An 18,989-nucleotide genomic window follows, 5' to 3' on the forward strand; every position below is an offset into this window, starting at 1 on the left:
CTCTGTGATCGAAGCAAGCCTCGAGGCGAAGCGTTCGGGCATATTTGCTCACAAACAATTCAGCGAGAGCAAAAGAATACCCCCGTCGGGAACGGGATGAATTTCTGTTTCTTCAATTCTGGTCCGCTTTTCGCGATAGTGCGCCAGCTTCGAACCGGACCGTCATATGCAGCATGCCAATGAGAAATTGTCGGTATTCCCAGCCTTTTTCCGCGTAGCGGCAAAGAGGGTTCTGGTGGTGGGCAATGGCGATGAAGCTTTTGCCAAGACCCGGTTGCTGCTCAATACCGAAGCCCGCATTGTCGTTGTCGCCGACGGCCCCCAACCGGATTTCGCGGCATTTCTCGCGGACAAGGGCGTAGAGCTGTCGAGCGAGCCTTTTTCCGCCGCACATCTCGACGGCAGCGTACTTGTTTTTGCCGCCACGGGTGATGCCGAAGCCGATCGTGCGATTTCCACCGCCGCGCGCGCCGCCGGGATCCCTGTCAATGCCGTGGACCAGCCCGAATACTGCGACTTCTTCACCCCGGCGCTCGTCAACCGCGCGCCCGTTGCAGTCGCGATCGGCACCGAAGGCGCAGGCCCCGTGCTTGCGCAAATGATACGGGCGCAGATCGACCAGCTTCTTTCCCCGTCGCTTGGACGGCTTGCGAGCCTTGCTGCCGCTTACCGGCACGCCGTGGACGCCACCCTGCCGCGCGGTGTGACACGCCGCGTATTCTGGCGCCGGTTCTTCTCGGGACCCGTGGCGGATGCGGTCAACGTCGGCGACGGCGAACTTGCGCGCAAGAATGCCAATCATCTCCTGAACACTGCACGCGAGGTCAAGGGCCACGTCTGGCTCGTCGGCGCCGGCCCGGGGGCCGAGGATCTGCTGACGCTACGCGCCCAGCGCGTCATGATGGAGGCGGACGTCATCGTGTTCGACGCTCTCGTGCCGCAGGCGATCGTCGACATGGGGCGCCGTGATGCAGAACGCATTTCCGTCGGCAAGCGCAAGGGTTGCCACTCGAAATCGCAGGAAGAAATCAACGATCTGCTGGTGGAACTCGGCAGCGCAGGCAAGCGCGTCGTGCGCCTGAAATCCGGTGATCCCCTGGTCTATGGTCGGGCCGCCGAGGAGATGTCGGCACTTCGGGGCGCGGGCGTCAGCTACGAGATCGTCCCCGGCATCACGTCGGCCTTCGCCGCTGCCGCGGATTTCGAGCTTCCGCTCACGCTTCGCGGAGTGGCATCGTCGCTGGTCTTCACGACGGGTCACGACCTCACGGGTGCGGTTCTTCCCGACTGGGCTCGCCTTGCTGTTTCCGGCGCGACCATCGCAGTCTATATGGGCAAGACTGTCGCTGCGTCCGTAGCGGGCAGGCTGATGGAGGCCGGATTGCCCGCCGAGACCACGGTGGCGGTGATCGAGAACGCGAGCCGGCGGGAGAAACGTCTCCTGCACGGTACGCTCAAGGATCTGCCGGACCTCGAGTTCCGCGACGAATTGACCGGTCCGGTCATGGTAATAATCGGCGATGCCGTCGCCGGTGCGAATTTCGAACATTCGGTTCCGCTCGTCCAGCGCGAGACGGCGGATGCCGCATTATTGGGAGCATGACATGGTCGACAAGGTCTTGACCGCGAACCGCCTTTCCGACGGAATTTCCGTATGGCTGGATGCCGCCGGGAACTGGAGCGAATCTCTTCAGGACGCCTTCGTCGCCCGCCACAAGGAAGCGGTGGACGCGCTCGAGGCGACCGGAAAGCAGGCCTTTGCGGACAACAAAGTGGTTGACGCGAATGTCATCGACGTCGAAGAAGTCGGTGGCATCCTTCGTCCGCTGCGTATGCGTGAGCGCATCCGCGCCGAAGGACCTTCGATCGATTACGCCGCCGGTTACTCCGGCTTGAATGCGACCAACCCGGCCGCCGCCTGAGGACTTGAAATGTACCGATACGACGAATTCGACCATGCCTTTGTCAACGACCGCGTCGCACAGTTCCGCGATCAGGTCGAGCGGCGCCTCTCCGGCGAGCTTGCAGAGGATGCGTTCAAGCCGTTGCGCCTGATGAATGGCGTCTACCTGCAGCTTCATGCCTACATGCTTCGTGTTGCGATTCCCTACGGGACGCTGAGCAGCAAGCAGATGCGCATGCTCGCCGAGATCGCGCGCAAGTATGACCGCGGCTACGGGCATTTTACCACACGCCAGAACATCCAGTATAACTGGCCGAAGCTTTCCGAACTGCCGGATGCGCTCGCCGATCTCGCCACCGTCGAGATGCATGCCATCCAGACATCCGGAAACTGCATCCGCAACGTGACGGCCGACCACTTTGCAGGCGCGGCGGCCGACGAGGTGGCGGATCCGCGCCCCTACGCCGAGATCCTGCGGCAGTGGTCCTCCGTCCACCCGGAGTTCTCCTTCCTCCCGCGCAAGTTCAAGATTGCCGTGACGGGCGCCGAGCGCGACCGCGCCGCCATCCAGGTGCACGACATCGGACTCCACCTGAAGAAGAATGACAAGGGCGAGATCGGCTTTGCCGTCTATGTCGGCGGCGGGCAGGGGCGTACCCCGATGATCGCCAAGAAGATCCGCGACTTCCTGCCCGAGGAAGACCTGCTCTCGTACACGACCGCGATCATGCGGGTCTACAATCTGCACGGTCGCCGGGACAACAAGTACAAGGCACGTATCAAGATTCTCGTTCACGAGACCGGCGCCGAGGAACTGTCGCGCCAGGTCGAAGTCGAGTTCGCGGACCTCAAGAACACCGAGCTGAAGCTGCCGGATGCCGACATCCAGGCGATCACTTCCTATTTCGCGCCGCCGGCTCTCGAGCCGCGCGCCGAAGGATGGGCGAACCTGGCCCAGTGGAAGAAGGCGGATCCTGAATTCGCCCGTTGGGTCCACCAGAACGTCCAGCCGCACAAGCACCCCGACTACGGCATGGTGACGATCTCGCTGAAGCCGATCGGCGGCATCCCGGGCGACGCGACCGATGCTCAGATGGAAGCAGTCGCCGACATCGCCGAGGAATATGCCTTCGATGAGATCCGTGTCAGCCACGAGCAGAACCTCATCCTTCCCCATGTGGCGCTGGCAGATCTGGAGGCGGTCTATCGCGGGCTCGTCGCGACGGGGCTTGCGACCGCGAATGCCGGGCTGATAACGGACATCATTGCCTGTCCCGGGCTGGACTACTGTGCGCTGGCGAATGCTCGCTCCATTCCTGTCGCGCAGGAGTTGTCGACGCGCTTCGGCTCGCCCGAGCGGCAGGCCGAAATCGGTGAGCTGAAGATCAAGATCTCCGGCTGCATCAATGCCTGCGGCCACCACCATGTCGGCCACATCGGCCTGCTTGGCGTGGAGAAAAAGGGAACGGAACTCTACCAGATTACGCTTGGCGGCTCCGGCGACGAGAACACGTCCATCGGCGAGATCATCGGCCGTGGCTTCGAACCGGAAAAGGTGACGGATGCCGTCGAGGTCATCGTCGATACCTATCTCGGCCTGCGCAGCGATCCGTCCGAGACCTTCCTTGCAGCCTATCGCCGTGTCGGACCGCAGCCCTTCAAGGATGCGCTCTACGGCAACGCGGCCGAAGCGGCCTGAGGACCTTGAAATGACCAGACTGTGGAAAGAAACCGGCTTCGTGAACGACGATCCGTGGGTGATCGAAACGGAAGAGACGAAGGCGGAGGAGGGGCAGAGACCTCTGCTGGATCTCGACGCCCTGATTGCACGGGCCGAGGGTAGCAACGATGTCGGTCTCGGCGTGGTCCTGAAGCCTGCAGACGACGCACTGCGGCTGGAACCCTACCTTTCTCGCCTGGATCTGGTGGCGATTTCCTTCCCGGCTTTCAATGACGGCAGGGGCTTTAGCCAAGCATCTCTCCTCAGGCAGCGCCTCGGATATCAGAACGAGGTGCGTGCGGTGGGTGACGTCCTGATCGACCAGATACCGCTCATGATACGCTGCGGCATCGACAGCTTCTCGGTGACGAATGCGACGGCCTTGAAGCGGCTTGCCGAAGGGCGGCTTCCTGGAATTTCGAACCACTATCAGCCGACGGCCAAGCCTGCAGCTGACCCGAAGTCCTACAGTTGGCGTCGGATTGCCGCACCGACCGCCTGACCCCTGTAGATCAGGAAAGAAAGGGACTATCCTTGAATGAGCCCAAGGGTAGTCTTATCTCTAGTAAGGCAGCCTGGCTCGAAGCACGTGTTGCAACTGAGGGAAGCATATTGCTTCTACGACTTCGCGATTGGAACGCGATACCTTCCTTTGCAGCGCAACATGTAATATCTGCCTACCATCACGTTTTCGACCAGACGTCAGGATGATCCCGAGCATGAATGCGCCTGCCAAGACCGAAGAGTTCGTCCCCACCGTGCCGGCCGGCGTTTTCGCCGAGACGGTGACGAGCGTCCAGCATTATACGGACCGGCTGTTCCGCTTCCGCATGACCCGCCCTGACAGCTTCCGCTTCCGCTCAGGCGAGTTCGCCATGATCGGGCTCGTTGTCGACGGGAAGCCGGTCTATCGCGCCTATTCCATTGCGAGCCCCGCCTGGGACGAGGAACTCGAGTTCTTCTCGATCAAGGTGCCGGACGGCCCGCTGACCTCCCACCTTCAGCAGATCAAGGTCGGTGACCAGGTTCTCATGCGCAAGAAGCCGACGGGCACGCTTGTGCTGGATGCGCTGACGCCCGGAAAGCGGCTCTACATGTTCTCGACCGGTACAGGCATTGCGCCTTTCGCAAGCCTGATCCGTGATCCGGAAACGTATGAGAAGTTCGACGAGGTCATCGTGACCCATACCTGCCGGGAAGTTGCCGAACTCAAGTACGGCTTCGACCTCATCGAAGAGATCAACGGCGACGAAATGCTGTCTGAGATCGTCGGTGGAAAGCTCCGGCACTATGCCACGGTGACGCGCGAGGACTACGCGTTCCAGGGCCGTATCACCGACCTGATCGTCAACGGCAAGATGTTCGCGGACCTCGGTGTTCCGCATTTCGATCCGGCCGTCGATCGTGCGATGATCTGCGGATCGTCGGCGATGTTGAAGGAGACCAAGGCGCTCCTCGAGCAGGCCGGCCTTACCGAGGGCGCAAACAGCAAGCCCGGCGAGTTCGTAATCGAGCGCGCGTTTGTCGACTGAGCTCTCGTACGAGCAAAACCGGAAATGAATAGACGAAGGCGGCACGACCTGTGTCGCCTTTTTTGTTGTCCGATCCCGGCAAGACGGGATTGTGACCGAGCGTCTTCCGTTCAGGACCCGAGATGGTCCATCAAGGCTGACATCGCGGCGGACGCTTCAACTGCATCCGCCTGCCGGATCGCCCGGATCACCTTCACATGCAGGTCGATCGAAGTATCCATTTTCCTGTTGTCGGCGCGAGCGAACCACAGGCGACGCGCGTGGGTCTGAAGAGAGGCGAGAGCCGATGTGAGGAAGGTGTTGGGGCAGGCTTCCTCCATGATCTCGTCGAATTCCTTGTCGGCCGCCAGAAACCCTTCGATGTCGGAATTGATCGAGCACGCGGTCATCGACTGGGCGCAGGCGACCAGCCGGCTACGCTGATTATCCGACGCATGAAGGGCGACGAGTTCGGCGGCGAGGGGTTCCAGCCGCCTTCTTGCCTGCATGATGTTCTCGTGGTCGTCGGAACGAATGGCCGAAATCTGCAGGCCTACACGCGGTCTGATTTCGATGAGGCCCTGCCATGCGAGCTTCTGGATCGCCTCCCTGACCGGTGTCCGGCCATGGCCCGCGAGATCGATGAGCTGCTTCTCGGTGACGAGCGCCCCCGGTTTCAGCTTCAAAGTAACGATGAGGTTCTCCAGCGCGCGGAACGCAAGGCGAGCCTGTGAATCGATCGGCGGTGACATTGTGATTCCCGGACCTGATATATCACATACTGGCATGTCGCAAAGAGAATAGCAAAATAACTGATATATCAGTGCGAGTGAAGGTGCCCATACGGCCGAGGGCGCGCTCGGCGGAAGTGATAGAGTTCACGACCGAAAGCGGTATCGTCACATCAACAACCATTGGGCAGATCATCAGGCTTGGCGAAGGGGTGCAATCGGCCTGAATGATCGCACACGCACTCGGTGCCCGTCGAGTTCCGGTGGCTTACACGCGCCGAGGGCGTCATTGCAGCGATGAGGGTGAGGAAACCGGAACTTTCGGTGGGAGTATTTCCCGACAGCAGCACGCAGGCGGGGGCTCCGCCTGCCTGCTCCGCTTCAGGGACGTAGCTCGCTCACAGCAGGAAATCTCCTGCGCCGAGGTTCTTCAGCAGAAAATCAGCGACGACGAGAATGTCCGAACTGGTGAACTTGATGATGACGTCATCATTCGATTGGGAGGCCTTGTCCAGAACCTGGTCGACGCCTGAATAGCTGTAGGCTCTCAGGTCGATGTCGTCGGTCCCATCCTCGAAGTCAAGGATCCAGTCCTTCCCGTAGCCTTTGCGGAAGACGAAGTCGTCGTATCCATCTCCGCCGCTCAGGCGGTCGGTCCCCGTGCCGCCGTAGAGGATGTCATTGCCTGACTGTCCGTACAGCCTGTCGTTGCCCGCACCGCCAAAGAGGACATCCTTGGCCGCGTCCCCATAAAGCTTGTCTGCGCCGGAATAGCCTGAAAGCTTGTTGCTCCCGACGTTGCCGCGGATCGTATCGCTTCCCGAGCCGCCATAGGCGTTCTCGATCAGGGATCTCGTGTCGGAGTCGTGGAGAAGCGCGTTGAAGACGTTGCCACGGGAGTTTCCCTGGTTCGGCCCGCCACCCAGATAGGCAAGCTGCGCCTCGCTGGTGATCGAGTACTTTCCTGGCCGCAGGTCGATGTTGACCGCACTCGAATAGGCGGTCAGATCGTAGGTGTCCGAACCGCCTCCATCCCAGATCGTCGCAAAGATGCGGTTCGCAGCCGCGTCGATCGCGACCTCGCCGTTGACATAGGTGTCTCCGCTGCTCGGCTTCCACTTGTAGACGGTGTCGCCGGCATTCGTCGTATAGTCGGCGCCGTAGATCTCCTGGAGTGCCGCGATGTCGAGCATCATGAACGTCTGGGCAAAACCGTAGGTCTCGTTCATAAAACCGGACGTGCTGCGCTCACCGATGTAGGAGTGATAGGTCATGATGCTGTACTCCATCGAGTCGTAGCTCGATGGAAGCGCGGGAGACCCATACTCCGCTACATGCCCATGCTTGAGACCGAGGGCGTGGCCGGTCTCGTGCAGCATGACCAGCCAGGCATAGTTGCCCGCAGCGGGTGACCGGTTTGCAGATGCTGAACTGATCCATACATCGCCTCCCCACGCGGAAGTCGACGGCAGGTAGCCGTAGGCAGTCGGAAGTGCCTCGTCCGATTGCGCATAGCGCAGCGTGGCAGTCGTAGCGCTGCCCACTGACACGGTCAGGTTTGTGAAGCCCTCGACCGAGAATCCATCGTTCGCGCGCCCACCGTAGGCAGTGTCGAGAGCAAATCGCACCGCGCTCTGTTGTCGCGAAGAAAGGGTTTCGAAATTGTTGTCCGGCTCGCCGTAGTAGTTATAGCTGCTGGCTGACGTGGGAAACGCATAAGTGACGGTCGAGCCGGCCCACGCTTCCCCGTAGATAAGGGCATCGATCTGTTGCGTGCCGGTAAGGCTGACGCTCCGTGTGGTCTTTCCAGTTCCTGTCACACGCACTTCTCCAAGACGCGGCTGCGGGTGGCCGTTGCGGCCGTCGGTCGACATGGATTCTATGGACTGGCGTTGATTCTTGTATTGCTAGATTTCGTGAGCGATTTCCGGTGTCCTGCGGCCATGACGGGCGAAATTCCCCGGGAGGTGCGTGATCGCCAGAGACCCTTCTTTCCCAACGGTCGAATATGCTCCCGCGCGAATAAAGGTGGGGTGTTGTCCGTTGTTAGGGCAACGTCGGTCGATCGGCGCGCGACTGCCGGATGCATAGTTAACTAACCGGTTGCATTGACTTTTCTAAGGGTGGGAAATTGACCCTAGGTTCCATTGTCGCGACGTCTCTGATCGTGACGGCCGGATTTCTGGCGGTGCCGGCCGTAAGCCATACAAATGCAGGAACCACCTTTTCCCTTATGGCGTCTTCGATGGCGTTTGTGGCGATGGCGCTCGCGCAGTTCATGGCGACGCGCCCGCCCTTCGTGGAAAGCTTGTTTGGCGGCCTCGATCGCGTCTACCACTTCCATCGGAAGATCGGCATCTCCGTGCTCGCGCTGATCTTGGTTCATTATTTCGTCACGCCGGATTTCAAGGGCCTTTCAGTCACGAGCGGGCTGAACAGGCTTGCCGCAAGTGCCGGAGAATGGGCCTTCTACGGCTTCGTGGTCCTGTTGGTGCTGAGCCTCGTCAAGGTCGTGCCAAAGACCCGCATCGAGATTCCCTATCACTATTGGAGAATGACCCACCGTCTGATCGGCTGCCTCTTTGTCCTGGTGGCGTTCCATCAGATGTTCATCAAGCGGCCCTATGACGGCACGGCCCTCCTTGCGTCGTATCTGAATATCTTCGCTGCCATTGGCATCGCGAGCTACCTCTACACCCAGCTGCTACCCTGGCTCAGAACCCGGAGATACGAGGTCCGCGACGTCGTCCGCCACGACGGAGCGACACTTGTTTCCGCAAGCCCGAAGGGCCGGAAGCTCAGGGCGACACCGGGTCAGTTCGGTTTCTTTCGCGCGTACAGGCGGGGGCTGCGCGAGCCGCATCCCTTCACGATTGCCGGAATGGAAGACGATGGCTCCGTTCGCTTCGCCGTCAAACCGCTTGGCGACTACACACGGGCACTGCGCGATGGGCTGGAGGTCGGCGACGAACTTCGGCTGGAGGGTGGCTACGGTCGGTTCAACCACCGGCGCGGCGGCAGCAAGCAGATCTGGCTCGCCGGAGGTATCGGTGTCACGCCGTTTCTTGCAATGGCGGGCCGTCTGAAGGGTGACGAAGGCCAGGACATCCACATGGTCTATTGCGTTCGAGACCGGGCGGAGGCGATCGGCATCGAAACCTTCCAGTCCCAGGCGGAGAAGCTCGAGAACTTCAGCTTCGATCTTCACGACTCGTCGACCGACGGTCGGCTGGATGCGAGCAAGCTCGTAAGCACCGTGCGCATGGATCCGGCAGATGCGGATCTCTGGTTTTGCGGGCCGCCACCCCTGCGTCTGGCGATTGTCAGGGGGCTGAGGGAGCTCGGCCGCATGCCGAGGCGAATAGAGTTCGAGCGTTTCGAGTTTCGTTGAAGTATCCGCCGGCGCGCCGGCCATCCGATGACCGAAAGGAAGCCGCAATGCCCATGCCCCGGCAGCTTTCCGATGCCGTCCTGCGCGCGACCCGACCGTGCTTGCGGCTTGCCGCTGCCGCGGGAATTGTGCTCTCGGTCCTCTGTCCCGCGGGGGCGGTTGCGCGCGACCACTTTTCCGCCGACGCCTTTTCGGGCTACGTGCCGGACAAGGCGAACGGAAAGGATATGTTCGCTGCGGCGGGATGCGGTGCGTGCCACGGCTCCGGCGATAACACGGAACTCCTCTCCGGCGGCATGGAGATGGAAACAGCGATCGGAAAGTTTTTCGCGCCAAACATTTCCGCCCACCCGAATGGGACGGGAGGATGGTCCAACGGCGACTTCCTCAATGCCGTGATGAATGGCGTCGACCGAGACGGAAACCACCTTTACCCGGTCATGCCCTACACCTCGTATGGTGGGATGAAGCCCGAGGATGTGCTCGACATTAAGGCCTACATCGATACGCTGCCGCCATCCGACGCGGTATCGCGGGAACATGAAATCGCGTTCCCGTTCAACCGGCAGACGACCCTGACGCTTTGGAAGCGCACTCATTTCACTGTGCCCTCCTATCAGGCGCGCGAACAGACCCAGCAGGAACGGGGCCGATATCTCGTGGAGAACGTCGGTGCCTGTGGCGACTGTCATACGCCGCGCACCACCACCTATGGGCTTGATACCGAACACGCCTACGAGGGCGAGAAAGGGCTCACGGGTGCGGTTGCTCCCGACATCACCAAGGCCCGCATAGCTGGGCTCGCCTCTCCTGAGCTTTTCACGGTGGGCGTCATCGAGGAGAGCAAGAAACTCTCGGGCACGCCGCTCTCCGATCCCCTGATGCGCCGGATCGCCAAGGGAATGTCGGCTCTTGGCGAAGAAGACAGGCTGGCAATCTATTCCTTCCTCGCCGATCGCCCGACAGCGGTCAGAAAGCCGGATGTGGAACCGGTCTGCAAGGAGAAGACGGCGCAAGCAGCACTCGGCGGAGACAACGGCGCCCTCGCATCGGCTGCCGACGCCTTCATCGGCAAGTACTGTCGCAATTGTCATGGTCCTGGAGAAGGTTCGCAAGGCTCGTTTCCCGCCGGCGATCTCGCCTCGATTGCAGCAAACGCTGCCTTCGTGACACCCGGCGATGCGGGGAAGTCACGGCTCTTCACCAGCGTCACGAGCGGGCGCATGCCGCTCGGCAAACGGCCGGATGTCTCGGAGGTGAAGGCTCTCGAAGAATGGATCGACTCGCTCGATGAAAAGGCGCTTCCGGATACCGCCGCTTCGCCGCCAACCCGGACAAGGCCCATGCTCGGCTACAAGGCGTTCATCGAGGCCGCGCTCAAGGATATCTCCGGCGTAAGCGACACGGACAAGCCGTTCATGCGCTACTTCAGCTATCGCAACCAGTACAATGGAATGATGGGGTGCGAGGACCAAAAGACCTTCATGAAGCGGATGGACGTGCTGGCGGGCGGGTTCAAGAAGCTCCTCAACTCCGTGTCCTTCGGTCCTGACGTTGTGGTTCCGACCGAAGTCGAGGGAACTGATGGCCTTCTCGTACGGGTGGACATCCGCGACCTTGCCTGGGACACGGAAGACTACGACTTTCTGATCGGAGAGTACGTCTACGGCGTCGACCCGGAGAGCGATCCGTCCTTGAATGCGCTCTCGAAGGCGACCGATACGACGCTGCCGATCATGCGGGTCGACTGGTTCATGAGCAACGGCGCCCGGCCCAAGGTCTACAACAGGCTTATGAAGCTTCCGACCGATATCCGGGAACTCGAGAAGCGTTTCGACATCGACGTGGACAACAACATCCGCACCCACAAGATTGTCCGGGCCGGGTTTACGGACGGATCGTCGGGCGTCTCAGACCACAATCGCATGCTCGAGCGCCACGACATGCCCTTCGGCGGATATTACTGGAAATCCTACGACTTCGGCGGCGATGTCGGCAAACAGGTGCTCAAGCGCTTCCCACATGGTCCCGCGACGCTCGAGCCTCTCGAAACCGGCCTCGAGGCATTCCACCACGACGGTGGTGAAATGATATTCTCGTTGCCCAACGGACTGCAGGGTTACTACCTCTCGACAGCCGCAGGCAAGCAGCTCGACGTCGGACCGACCAACATCGTCTCCTTCCGTCAGCGGCCCATCGGCAAGGGGGTGGAGATCACGAATGCCCGTTCGTGCTTCGATTGCCATGCCAATGGTATCCTCTCGAAGCGCGACCAGCTTCGCGAACATATCGAGACCTCCACGCTCTTCAGCAAGGACCAGCAGGAGGCGCTCCTTGCAATGTATGTGCCCCAGGAGACGTTGGACCGGGTCTATGACCAGGATCGCAAGCGGTTCGTGGCGGCATTGCAGAAGCTCGACGTCACCGAACCGACGCCCGATGGTGGGGCTCAGAGCATTCTCGCACCCGGCAATGCGGAGCTGGTCACCTACTTTGCGGACAAATACGAGGAGGAGCTGAATTTCGAGGCGGTCGCTGCAGAGTTCGACATGACGCCGGGCCAGTTCTCGGACGCCGTGCGGCGCCTGACGGATCTGGACGTCCTGCGCCTGGGCATCGATTGGGTCGCGACGCTCGAGGCCGGCGGCACCATCCCGCGTGTGGAGATCGAGCAGCAGTTTCCGTTCCTGCTCGAGCCCCTGATGAGACTTCGGCCGCTGCAAAGGTCCGCGGACGCGCTGGCGAACGCATCGTCGGAGACATCGACGGGCATAGCGACGACAGGTGCTTCAGCGATCCAGACCGTCGCCGAGACGCCTGCCTATCGCCAGGACGACAAGACGAATGAAGGCAAGCTCCGGCTCGCTCTGCATGTCCCGTCGACCGTCGCGAGGGTCGGTGACCAGCTATCCTTCGAGCTCACCACCAACAAGGCCTGTGAGCTTCAGGTGATGTATGTCGAAGAGACGGGGAACGTGGAAATCATACCCGATGTGATGATCGGCGATCCCACCCTGAAGCCGGACGAGAAGCGGCTGATTCCGCAACCGGGGACCGGCGACCTGACTTTCGATACGCCCTCGGCGGCCGAAACGATGATCGCCTTCTGCCGTGTCGGCGGACTTGGAGGGGATAGGCTGAGCGCGGACAGGGCCAAGGATCTCGTCGCAGAGGCGAGGCAGCCCGTGACACGCGGTCTCGCGATCAATCTCGCCAAGAAGGCAGAGGAGGACAAGGGAGCGAGCGGCGTACAGATGGTGACCTTTGAGATCAAGGACAAGTGACGGTGCGGTGGCGGGCAGGGGACGGCGGCCCACGCCCGCGAGCAGTAGGCACTGGTAAAACGGGAATGGTCATGAACCTGAAATCTATCCTGGCGACCATTGTGGTGACCCTGTCCGCTGCGTTTCCGGCGTCGGCTGCCTGCAGCGCTGTGAACGGCATCGTCGAGGCGTTCAACAACGGCAACGAAACCGCGGCGCGCTCCATCGCCGGAAGCTCCGAGGTTGACAGTTGCACGGCGGACGAGAAGACGCTGATAGGCCGTGTCGCTTCGCTCACCGCTTTCAACCGGATCACCACCGACGTACAGGCGAACGGCAATCTTGCCGGCCAGGAACGGACGCTCGACGAACTTCAGAGGGAATATGGGGGGCCTTGGCAGGTCTTCGATGCGCTGGGCGATATCGCACGGGAGCGCAGGGACTATGGGGCTGCTGCCCGATACTACCAGCTAGCACTGGAAGACAGTGCGAACGAGACGCTCACGCCGCAATGGATGGCGCCCGATGAGGCCTACATCCGGCGGATGGACAGGCTTGCGAACGAGATGAGGCTCGCCGCACCGGGTCCGGTCAAGCTCGCGATGCGCGGCGGCTGCAAAGTCTCCTTCCGCGGCATCAAGATCACGAAGAAATCGACGCCGGTTCGCTACGTCTTTGGCACTGCCGAGTTCACGCCGGAGGGAGCGCAGGCTGCGAAGGATCTCGCCGATTGCCTGAAGGCGGTGAGACCGGCTGCCATCACGCTGGTCGGCCACACCGACCCCATCGGTACAAACAAGGAGAATCTCTCATTGTCCGTGGCGCGTGCAGAGACGCTTGCGGCCTATCTGGCCGCGCACGGCTTCTCGGGGGCAATTGCCATCGAGGGGCGGGGAGAGGAGGAACCCTTCCAGCCGGACGACCCCAGCGCCTACGACGAGGAAATGCTCAACCAGCTGAACAGGCGCGTGGAAGTGGACGTGCACAAATGATCGGGATAGGGCGATTTCTGGCAGCCGCGCTCCTATCGGCATGCTCGCTGCCATCGGCGGGTCTTGCAGCGGAGACCTGGGCCATCGTCGTCGGCATCGACCAGTATCCTTTCGGCGGCAGTCTGGACGGCGCAGTCAAGGATGCCGAGGATGTCTACAGGGCCATACGGCAGGCCGGGTTCACAAATGCCGTGAAGTTCACCAATGGCGAAGCCCGGAAGGACGATATCCGACAGGCCTGGGCTGAGGTCGTAGCGAAAGCCACGCCGGGGGACACCATCATCTTCACCTATGCGGGCCATGGCGCGCAGATGCCGGAACTCGTGGCCGGCGAGGAGGAGGACGGTCTGGATGAATTCCTGCAATTGCCGGGCTTCGATCAAGTTCATCCCGGACAGACATTCAAGGAAATCATCGTCGACAACGAGCTGAACAGCTGGTTCGCCGAAGCCGAAGGCAAGGGCGTCCACGTGCTTTTCGTTTCCGACAGCTGTTTTTCGGGAGGGATGAGCCGCTCGATATCGGGCAAGACCCGCCTCGCACCGGCAGTGAAGGTAAAGCTTCAGGCCCCCTCGCAGGAGGCTGTGGCGGGAGCAAGCCTGAAGGATATCGGGTTCAAGCAGGTGACTGTGCTTGCCGCATCGCTGGAGAGCCAGCCGACGCCGGAGGTCATCATCGACGGAGAACCGCGCGGGGCACTGAGCTGGAGTTTTGCCCGCGCCATCGAGGGGGGGCGGACCGCAACGGCGACGGCCAGATAACGCGCATCGAGCTTGAGGATTATGTCTTCAGCAATGTGAAGAACCGCTCGGAGGCGCTGCAGGTGCCGAACTTCACGCCACAGGCTGCGCGTTCTGCGGGGGAGGTTGTCGTGAGCCTTTCCCGCGGCGTCCCTGCAAATGGCGAAAGTTCACAGGCAATCCACAGGCGCGTGGCAAGATCCGTGCGAGACCTCGGATGGACGGGCAGGATTCCGCTCGAGGTTGTCGGATCCTCCGTCACGCCGGCGAGGACTGGCGGAAGCGGCAGGCCATACCGCTGGGATGCCGTGACGGGTACGATCCTCACGCCAAACGGCGAAGTCGCGGCGGAAAACATTGGCGAGGACCGCATCCAGCCGGTGGTGGACAAGTTCGTGCTGCTCGACTTCCTGAAGGCGATGGCCCGCCAGAACCCCGGGACGGTGACGCTGGACCCGGTCAGAGACATTTATGCGGCAGGAGAGCGGTTGCGTTTCGATGCGCCTGAGACCGGCTACGCAAACATGCTGGTATTCAACCTCGCCAACACGGGCGAGGTCCAGGCACTTGACGTGCAGGTGGCGGGGACGGGAAGCCAGGCATTCAAGCTGTCCGATATGGAGATCGTCAAACCTTTCGGTGCGGATCACCTGGTGGCGATCGCGACAAATGAACCGATCGACGCCATTGCCGCTGTCCTCGCCGGCAACGACGCCACACCGGACACGCTCCTCCAAGCGCTGCTGACCCGCCTCGACGGCAAGGAGGCAAGCGTCGCCATCCAGCCCCTCTATACACGGGAGCGGCGATGATGGTGGCTCGGCTAATGGCAATAATGGCCGTTGTGCTGGCGGTCGCCATCTTCGGCGGGCCGCGGTCCGCTGCTGCGGAGGATCGAGCTCTTCTGATCGGCATAGGAACGTACATCAACCTGCCGGAGAAAATGACGCTTCACGGGCCGCAGAACGACGTTGCGGCGGTAAAGACCCTGCTTACCAGCAAGCTCGGATACGCGGATGGATCGATCCGCGTTCTCCTCGACCAGGCCGCGACGCGTGCGGCCATCGTTTCGAGCATCGAGGACTGGCTGGTGGCCGGGACCAAGCCCGGAGATCGGGCATACCTTTATTTCTCCGGTTACGGCCTGCAGGTGGCAGATGCCGACGGCGACGAGGAGGACGGGTTGGATGAAGCACTTGCCCCCTACGACATTCAAGTCGGCGACACCGACTGGGGAAACGCCATCAGCGATGACGAGATCGACACGGCCTTGGCCCAACTGAAGGATCGCGCCGTATCGTTGGTCATCGATGCCTGTCATTCAGGAACAATCGCGCGATCTGTCTCTGGCGAGATGGGTGAGGCTATCGAGGGCGCACGGTTTCTGCCGCGCCTGCATCCGAAGCCCGTGGAAGCCGTGAAGACGCGTGGCCTGAGGATCGATCTTGCGGTCGTCGGAGAGGCTAAGGAAAACAAGCAGGGTGGGCTCGAAGCCTGGAGTGCCGCCTCATCCTACCAGATTGCCTGGGAGGACGATCGACAACCGGCCAACGAACGTCACGGCGTCTTCACCGAGGCCTATGTGGCTGGCCACGAACTGGCCGACGGGAACGGCAACGGCACCATATCGCTCTCCGAACTGTTCGAGTTCGTCAAGGCGCAGTCGCAGGCCTACTGCGCAGCGAAAGAGGGGTGCCACGCACTCGATCCCCAGCTTGACGTCGCAGATCTCACCCTTGGGGCGAGTGTGATCACTCAGGCTTCAGCGACAGCCGGGCAAAACGGCAGCACTTATGTCTCTAAGGAAAACACGCAAGCTGTCGGTTTGCTGGGTAAGCCTTCGACCGGCCACGGCGCGCAAAGTTCCATAGAGGCGCTCGAGGACATCCTCGGGCGCGAGGACACGGGAGACGTCCACCTCTCCCTCGATCCGGGCGTACAGCTCAAGCAGGGGACGTCTTCAAGATCACTGTGGCGAGCGATCACGGCGGTGACCTCATCCTCTACGACGTCGACAAGAGCGGAAAGGCAACGCAGATCTTTCCCAACGAAGCGGCGAGGAAGATTACACCCCTGGCCGCCGGGATGCCGCTGACCATTCCGGATGAATACTACGGGTTTGATTTCGAAGCCGGCGAGGCGGGTGAGAACCTTCTGGTGGCAATCGTGGTCCGCGACGCGGTCGAGCTTTCGGAAGTCGCTCCCGCTTCACAGGGACTGGCGTCTGAACTCGACGCCCGATTGACAATAGCAGGTGTCGTCGGTGCGCTTCGCAAGACCTGGACCGGTGACGTCGAGAACAGAGGTGTCATCTGGTCACTTGGTACTCTCAGATATTCAATTTATTGAATACGATAAGAGGCTTTATTAATTCGGGGCTGGAAATCGTCTGGGGTGTCGACAACAGGCTGTCGGCAGCTGGTGGCCGGTCACCGTCTCCGCTGAACTGTTGTACCGCCGTGATACTAAGAATGCACACTATCACGAAGGCGATGACTCCCGTCATCATGAAGGGCAAACGCATGGGACGACCTCGCTTTGCCACTTGAACGGCCCAGACGACACGAGGTTCCGTGAACGGGAATATGTCCCGGGCGGTGCCGATCGCTAGGGCGTAGGAGGCGCGCCATTACGCGGCGGGACGTCCCTCAACCAGGTGAGGACAAGGTCGTAGAAGACGCTGAGGACGACCGGTCCGAGGAACAGTCCGATCAAGCCATAGGATAGCGTGCCACCGATCACGCCCGCGAGGATGACGAGAATTGGTGTCGAAAGCCCGCGGGCAACAAGGATGGGCTTGGCGATGTTGTCGATCAGGATGATGGGGACCAGGAGCGCCGAGAATACGACGGCAGACGCGGTATCCATCGTCATCCACGCCCAGATGGCGACAGGTAGCAGGACGAGGGCAGGCCCGATCTGGACGATGCAGAGGATCAGGATCACAAAGGCGAGAACACCCGGTGCCGGAACATCGAAGATTGCCAGCACGACCGCGGATAGCATCGCCTGTACTGCCGCGACACCGATCACGCCGCGCGCGACGTTGCGGATTGTCGATGCAGCGAGGTTGACGAAGCCCGCACCGCGATCGCCGGCAAGCCGTCGGGCGATTGCCGCGGCTCCTTCGCCGAGCCGCGGACCGGGAACGAACAGAAATCCCGAGGCGATTACAGCCGCGATAAAGCCGAGCATGTCCACGCCGAAGCCCGCGATCTTTTCGACTACGACGCCGCTTGCCTTGAGCAGGTACGGCGCGAACCGCTTGAGCGAGGCGTCGATGTTGACGGAGGCTTGCGCCCACGTGCCATAGACCCAGTCACCGACCAGCGGCCAGTTCCGGACGTTTTCGGAAGGTGGAGGAACCACGAGCTTTCCGCCTTCGAGCTTGGCAAAGATGGCCTGGGCCGCTTCGGCAAAATCGACCACGATCGCAGCGAGTGGGCCCGCGATGACAACTAAGGCGAGAAGCGTGATGGTGGCTGCAGCCAGCCGGGGGCGTCCGCCGAGGAGCATGCGAAGAAACCGGTAGAGCGGATAGAGCGCGACGGTGAGGATGCTGGCCCAGACGGCGATGAGGGCGAATGGAGTAACGAGCTTCAGAGACAAATAGGCAAACAACGCCAGGACTCCGAGCCTGGCGAAATCTGTGACCCTCGACTCGATCGAGGACGGGCCAGGCGTGCGGCTGGGCACAATGGCTTGGTCCGGATCCTGGCTCTTGTCCATGCAGTCATCTCCCGATCAGCACTACATGAAGGAACGGATTGCCTGTTATTCCATGGGGTTGGAGTCTGTACTTCACGCACATTCTGATGCGTGCGAAGTGCTCGGCTGGCTATTATGGCAGCGATATCTAATAAAACAAATGGACTGCGGTCGCCGAGGACATCGTGCCTTCAGAGACGGACTGGATATTCTCGGTCGCACGGATCCTCGCCCGGGTGCGTGGTGGCTCGATGCGACATCTCGCAGAGCCCTTCAGGAGGGACCTTGGGAATAGTGCTCGGCCACGCCTCTCACGCCCCGGACACCTTCGGCCGCGACGCGAACGGCCCGCCTGCACGCTTCCGACGCGAGATCGCCTGACAGATGCACCACACCGTCGCTAACACTCACATCGGGTACTTGACCCTCCAGGCCCGTAATTTCGCCGAGCCGCACAATCACGCTGCGCCTGATTGCCTCGTCACCCGGCGCCGTGCCGTCGTGCGCGGCATTGACGATGAGCTGGAGGAGGTCCGCGCGACTGACGATCCCAACGATTTCGCCCGCTCGAAGGATCGGAATGCGCTTGATGGAATGTTTTGCCATCAGCTTGGCGACCTCCAACACCGAGGCGAACTCGTCGACTGTGATCGGATCGCGGCTCATCGCATCGCCCACCTTCCACGAGGTATGCCTGACATATGCCTGGGCTTTCTCGTCGGCCGATAGGACACCGTCCGTAGGAAAGCCTACTCCGGCTCCCATCTCGGTTCGGCGTATGAGGTCACCTTCGCTGATCATGCCGACCAGGCGATTGTCGTCGTCGACGACCGGCAATCCGCTGACGTGGTGGGCGAGCATTGTCTCTGCCGCCCGTCTGACGCTGTTTTCGGGCGAGACCTTGATGACGTGGGTCGTCATGACGTCTGTGACAAGCATTCCGGTTCACTCCAGCTGGATGGCCGCACGATCGTTTGGGTATCGAGCCTAGACCTCATGCATTTCCTCGACAATCGAATTTGAAGAGTGC

The 18,989-nt window shown here is 61.2% G+C and carries 16 protein-coding genes; 12 read left to right on the forward strand and 4 right to left on the reverse strand.

Annotated elements, in window-relative coordinates; genetic code table 11:
• Nucleotides 1-166 precede the first annotated feature (166 nt).
• The 5 genes from cysG to F3Y30_RS13685 all read left to right on the forward strand — a co-directional run bounded on the left by cysG (nucleotide 167) and on the right by F3Y30_RS13685 (nucleotide 5,155).
• Nucleotides 167-1,603 carry a siroheme synthase CysG gene (gene cysG, locus F3Y30_RS13665; RefSeq protein ID WP_203423231.1) on the forward strand — a complete coding sequence of 479 codons (1,437 nt, stop codon included), beginning with the start codon at nucleotides 167-169 and terminating at the stop codon, nucleotides 1,601-1,603.
• 1 nt (nucleotide 1,604) lies between these two features.
• Complete coding sequence (locus tag F3Y30_RS13670; protein ID WP_203423232.1) at nucleotides 1,605-1,922, forward strand: DUF2849 domain-containing protein; 318 nt, start codon at nucleotides 1,605-1,607, stop codon at nucleotides 1,920-1,922.
• Between the two features lie 9 nt (nucleotides 1,923-1,931).
• Nucleotides 1,932-3,602, forward strand: a complete 1,671-nt coding sequence (locus F3Y30_RS13675; RefSeq protein WP_203423233.1) for a nitrite/sulfite reductase — start codon at nucleotides 1,932-1,934, stop codon at nucleotides 3,600-3,602.
• Between the two features lie 10 nt (nucleotides 3,603-3,612).
• Nucleotides 3,613-4,125 (forward strand): DUF934 domain-containing protein, encoded by a 513-nt coding sequence (locus F3Y30_RS13680; protein ID WP_203423234.1) that lies wholly within the window; start codon nucleotides 3,613-3,615, stop codon nucleotides 4,123-4,125.
• Between the two features lie 217 nt (nucleotides 4,126-4,342).
• Nucleotides 4,343-5,155, forward strand: coding sequence for a ferredoxin--NADP reductase (locus F3Y30_RS13685; RefSeq protein WP_203423235.1), 813 nt, complete (start codon nucleotides 4,343-4,345; stop codon nucleotides 5,153-5,155).
• A gap of 110 nt (nucleotides 5,156-5,265) precedes the next feature.
• Here the strand turns inward: F3Y30_RS13685 and F3Y30_RS13690 are convergent, their stop codons facing one another.
• Nucleotides 5,266-5,886: a GntR family transcriptional regulator gene (locus tag F3Y30_RS13690; protein ID WP_203423236.1), complete on the reverse strand. Its 621-nt coding sequence runs from the start codon at nucleotides 5,884-5,886 to the stop codon at nucleotides 5,266-5,268.
• A 377-nt stretch (nucleotides 5,887-6,263) separates the two neighbouring features.
• Nucleotides 6,264-7,685, reverse strand: coding sequence for a M10 family metallopeptidase (locus F3Y30_RS13695; RefSeq protein ID WP_203423237.1), 1,422 nt, complete (start codon nucleotides 7,683-7,685; stop codon nucleotides 6,264-6,266).
• 311 nt (nucleotides 7,686-7,996) lie between these two features.
• Here F3Y30_RS13695 and F3Y30_RS13700 point away from each other — a divergent pair, with 311 nt between their 5' ends.
• The 7 genes from F3Y30_RS13700 (at nucleotide 7,997) to F3Y30_RS13730 (ending at nucleotide 16,600) form a co-directional block, all read left to right on the forward strand.
• Nucleotides 7,997-9,256, forward strand: a complete 1,260-nt coding sequence (locus F3Y30_RS13700; RefSeq protein ID WP_203423238.1) for a ferric reductase-like transmembrane domain-containing protein — start codon at nucleotides 7,997-7,999, stop codon at nucleotides 9,254-9,256.
• Between the two features lie 47 nt (nucleotides 9,257-9,303).
• Nucleotides 9,304-12,540 carry a c-type cytochrome gene (locus F3Y30_RS13705; RefSeq protein ID WP_203423239.1) on the forward strand — a complete coding sequence of 1,079 codons (3,237 nt, stop codon included), beginning with the start codon at nucleotides 9,304-9,306 and terminating at the stop codon, nucleotides 12,538-12,540.
• A 71-nt stretch (nucleotides 12,541-12,611) separates the two neighbouring features.
• Nucleotides 12,612-13,511 (forward strand): OmpA family protein, encoded by a 900-nt coding sequence (locus tag F3Y30_RS13710; protein ID WP_203423240.1) that lies wholly within the window; start codon nucleotides 12,612-12,614, stop codon nucleotides 13,509-13,511.
• Nucleotides 13,508-14,272, forward strand: a complete 765-nt coding sequence (locus tag F3Y30_RS13715) for a caspase family protein (RefSeq protein ID WP_203423241.1) — start codon at nucleotides 13,508-13,510, stop codon at nucleotides 14,270-14,272. The genes F3Y30_RS13710 and F3Y30_RS13715 overlap by 4 nt, the downstream gene beginning before the upstream one ends.
• A 35-nt stretch (nucleotides 14,273-14,307) precedes the next feature.
• A complete protein-coding gene (locus F3Y30_RS13720) occupies nucleotides 14,308-15,063 on the forward strand; it encodes a hypothetical protein (protein ID WP_203423242.1) in 756 nt (251 codons plus the stop codon).
• Nucleotides 15,064-15,077: 14 nt separating this feature from the next.
• Nucleotides 15,078-16,346, forward strand: coding sequence for a caspase family protein (locus tag F3Y30_RS13725; protein WP_203423243.1), 1,269 nt, complete (start codon nucleotides 15,078-15,080; stop codon nucleotides 16,344-16,346).
• A complete protein-coding gene (locus F3Y30_RS13730; RefSeq protein WP_246752982.1) occupies nucleotides 16,250-16,600 on the forward strand; it encodes a DUF4384 domain-containing protein in 351 nt (116 codons plus the stop codon). The genes F3Y30_RS13725 and F3Y30_RS13730 overlap by 97 nt, the downstream gene beginning before the upstream one ends.
• A 258-nt stretch (nucleotides 16,601-16,858) precedes the next feature.
• On the opposite strand, the gene F3Y30_RS13735 is transcribed toward F3Y30_RS13730, so the two are convergent.
• Together F3Y30_RS13735 and F3Y30_RS13740 are read right to left on the reverse strand one after the other, a co-directional pair.
• A complete protein-coding gene (locus F3Y30_RS13735; RefSeq protein ID WP_203423244.1) occupies nucleotides 16,859-17,980 on the reverse strand; it encodes an AI-2E family transporter in 1,122 nt (373 codons plus the stop codon).
• A 252-nt stretch (nucleotides 17,981-18,232) separates the two neighbouring features.
• A complete protein-coding gene (locus F3Y30_RS13740) occupies nucleotides 18,233-18,898 on the reverse strand; it encodes a CBS domain-containing protein (RefSeq protein ID WP_203423245.1) in 666 nt (221 codons plus the stop codon).
• Between the last annotated feature and the right edge of the window lie 91 nt (nucleotides 18,899-18,989).

Source organism: Sinorhizobium sp. BG8 (genome assembly GCF_016864555.1).
In the GTDB taxonomy this organism is placed as follows: Bacteria; Pseudomonadota; Alphaproteobacteria; order Rhizobiales; family Rhizobiaceae; genus BG8.

Bases quoted from the DNA above. Each gene is read 5' to 3' on its own strand.
- cysG (WP_203423231.1), top strand. From the start codon at position 167: ATGCAGCATGCCAATGAGAAATTGTCGGTATTCCCAGCCTTTTTCCGC.
- F3Y30_RS13670 (WP_203423232.1), top strand. From the start codon at position 1,605: ATGGTCGACAAGGTCTTGACCGCGAACCGCCTTTCCGACGGAATTTCC.
- F3Y30_RS13675 (WP_203423233.1), top strand. From the start codon at position 1,932: ATGTACCGATACGACGAATTCGACCATGCCTTTGTCAACGACCGCGTC.
- F3Y30_RS13680 (WP_203423234.1), top strand. From the start codon at position 3,613: ATGACCAGACTGTGGAAAGAAACCGGCTTCGTGAACGACGATCCGTGG.
- F3Y30_RS13685 (WP_203423235.1), top strand. From the start codon at position 4,343: ATGAATGCGCCTGCCAAGACCGAAGAGTTCGTCCCCACCGTGCCGGCC.
- F3Y30_RS13690 (WP_203423236.1), bottom strand. From the start codon at position 5,886: ATGTCACCGCCGATCGATTCACAGGCTCGCCTTGCGTTCCGCGCGCTG.
- F3Y30_RS13705 (WP_203423239.1), top strand. From the start codon at position 9,304: ATGCCCATGCCCCGGCAGCTTTCCGATGCCGTCCTGCGCGCGACCCGA.
- F3Y30_RS13710 (WP_203423240.1), top strand. From the start codon at position 12,612: ATGAACCTGAAATCTATCCTGGCGACCATTGTGGTGACCCTGTCCGCT.
- F3Y30_RS13715 (WP_203423241.1), top strand. From the start codon at position 13,508: ATGATCGGGATAGGGCGATTTCTGGCAGCCGCGCTCCTATCGGCATGC.
- F3Y30_RS13725 (WP_203423243.1), top strand. From the start codon at position 15,078: ATGGCAATAATGGCCGTTGTGCTGGCGGTCGCCATCTTCGGCGGGCCG.
- F3Y30_RS13735 (WP_203423244.1), bottom strand. From the start codon at position 17,980: ATGGACAAGAGCCAGGATCCGGACCAAGCCATTGTGCCCAGCCGCACG.
- F3Y30_RS13740 (WP_203423245.1), bottom strand. From the start codon at position 18,898: ATGCTTGTCACAGACGTCATGACGACCCACGTCATCAAGGTCTCGCCC.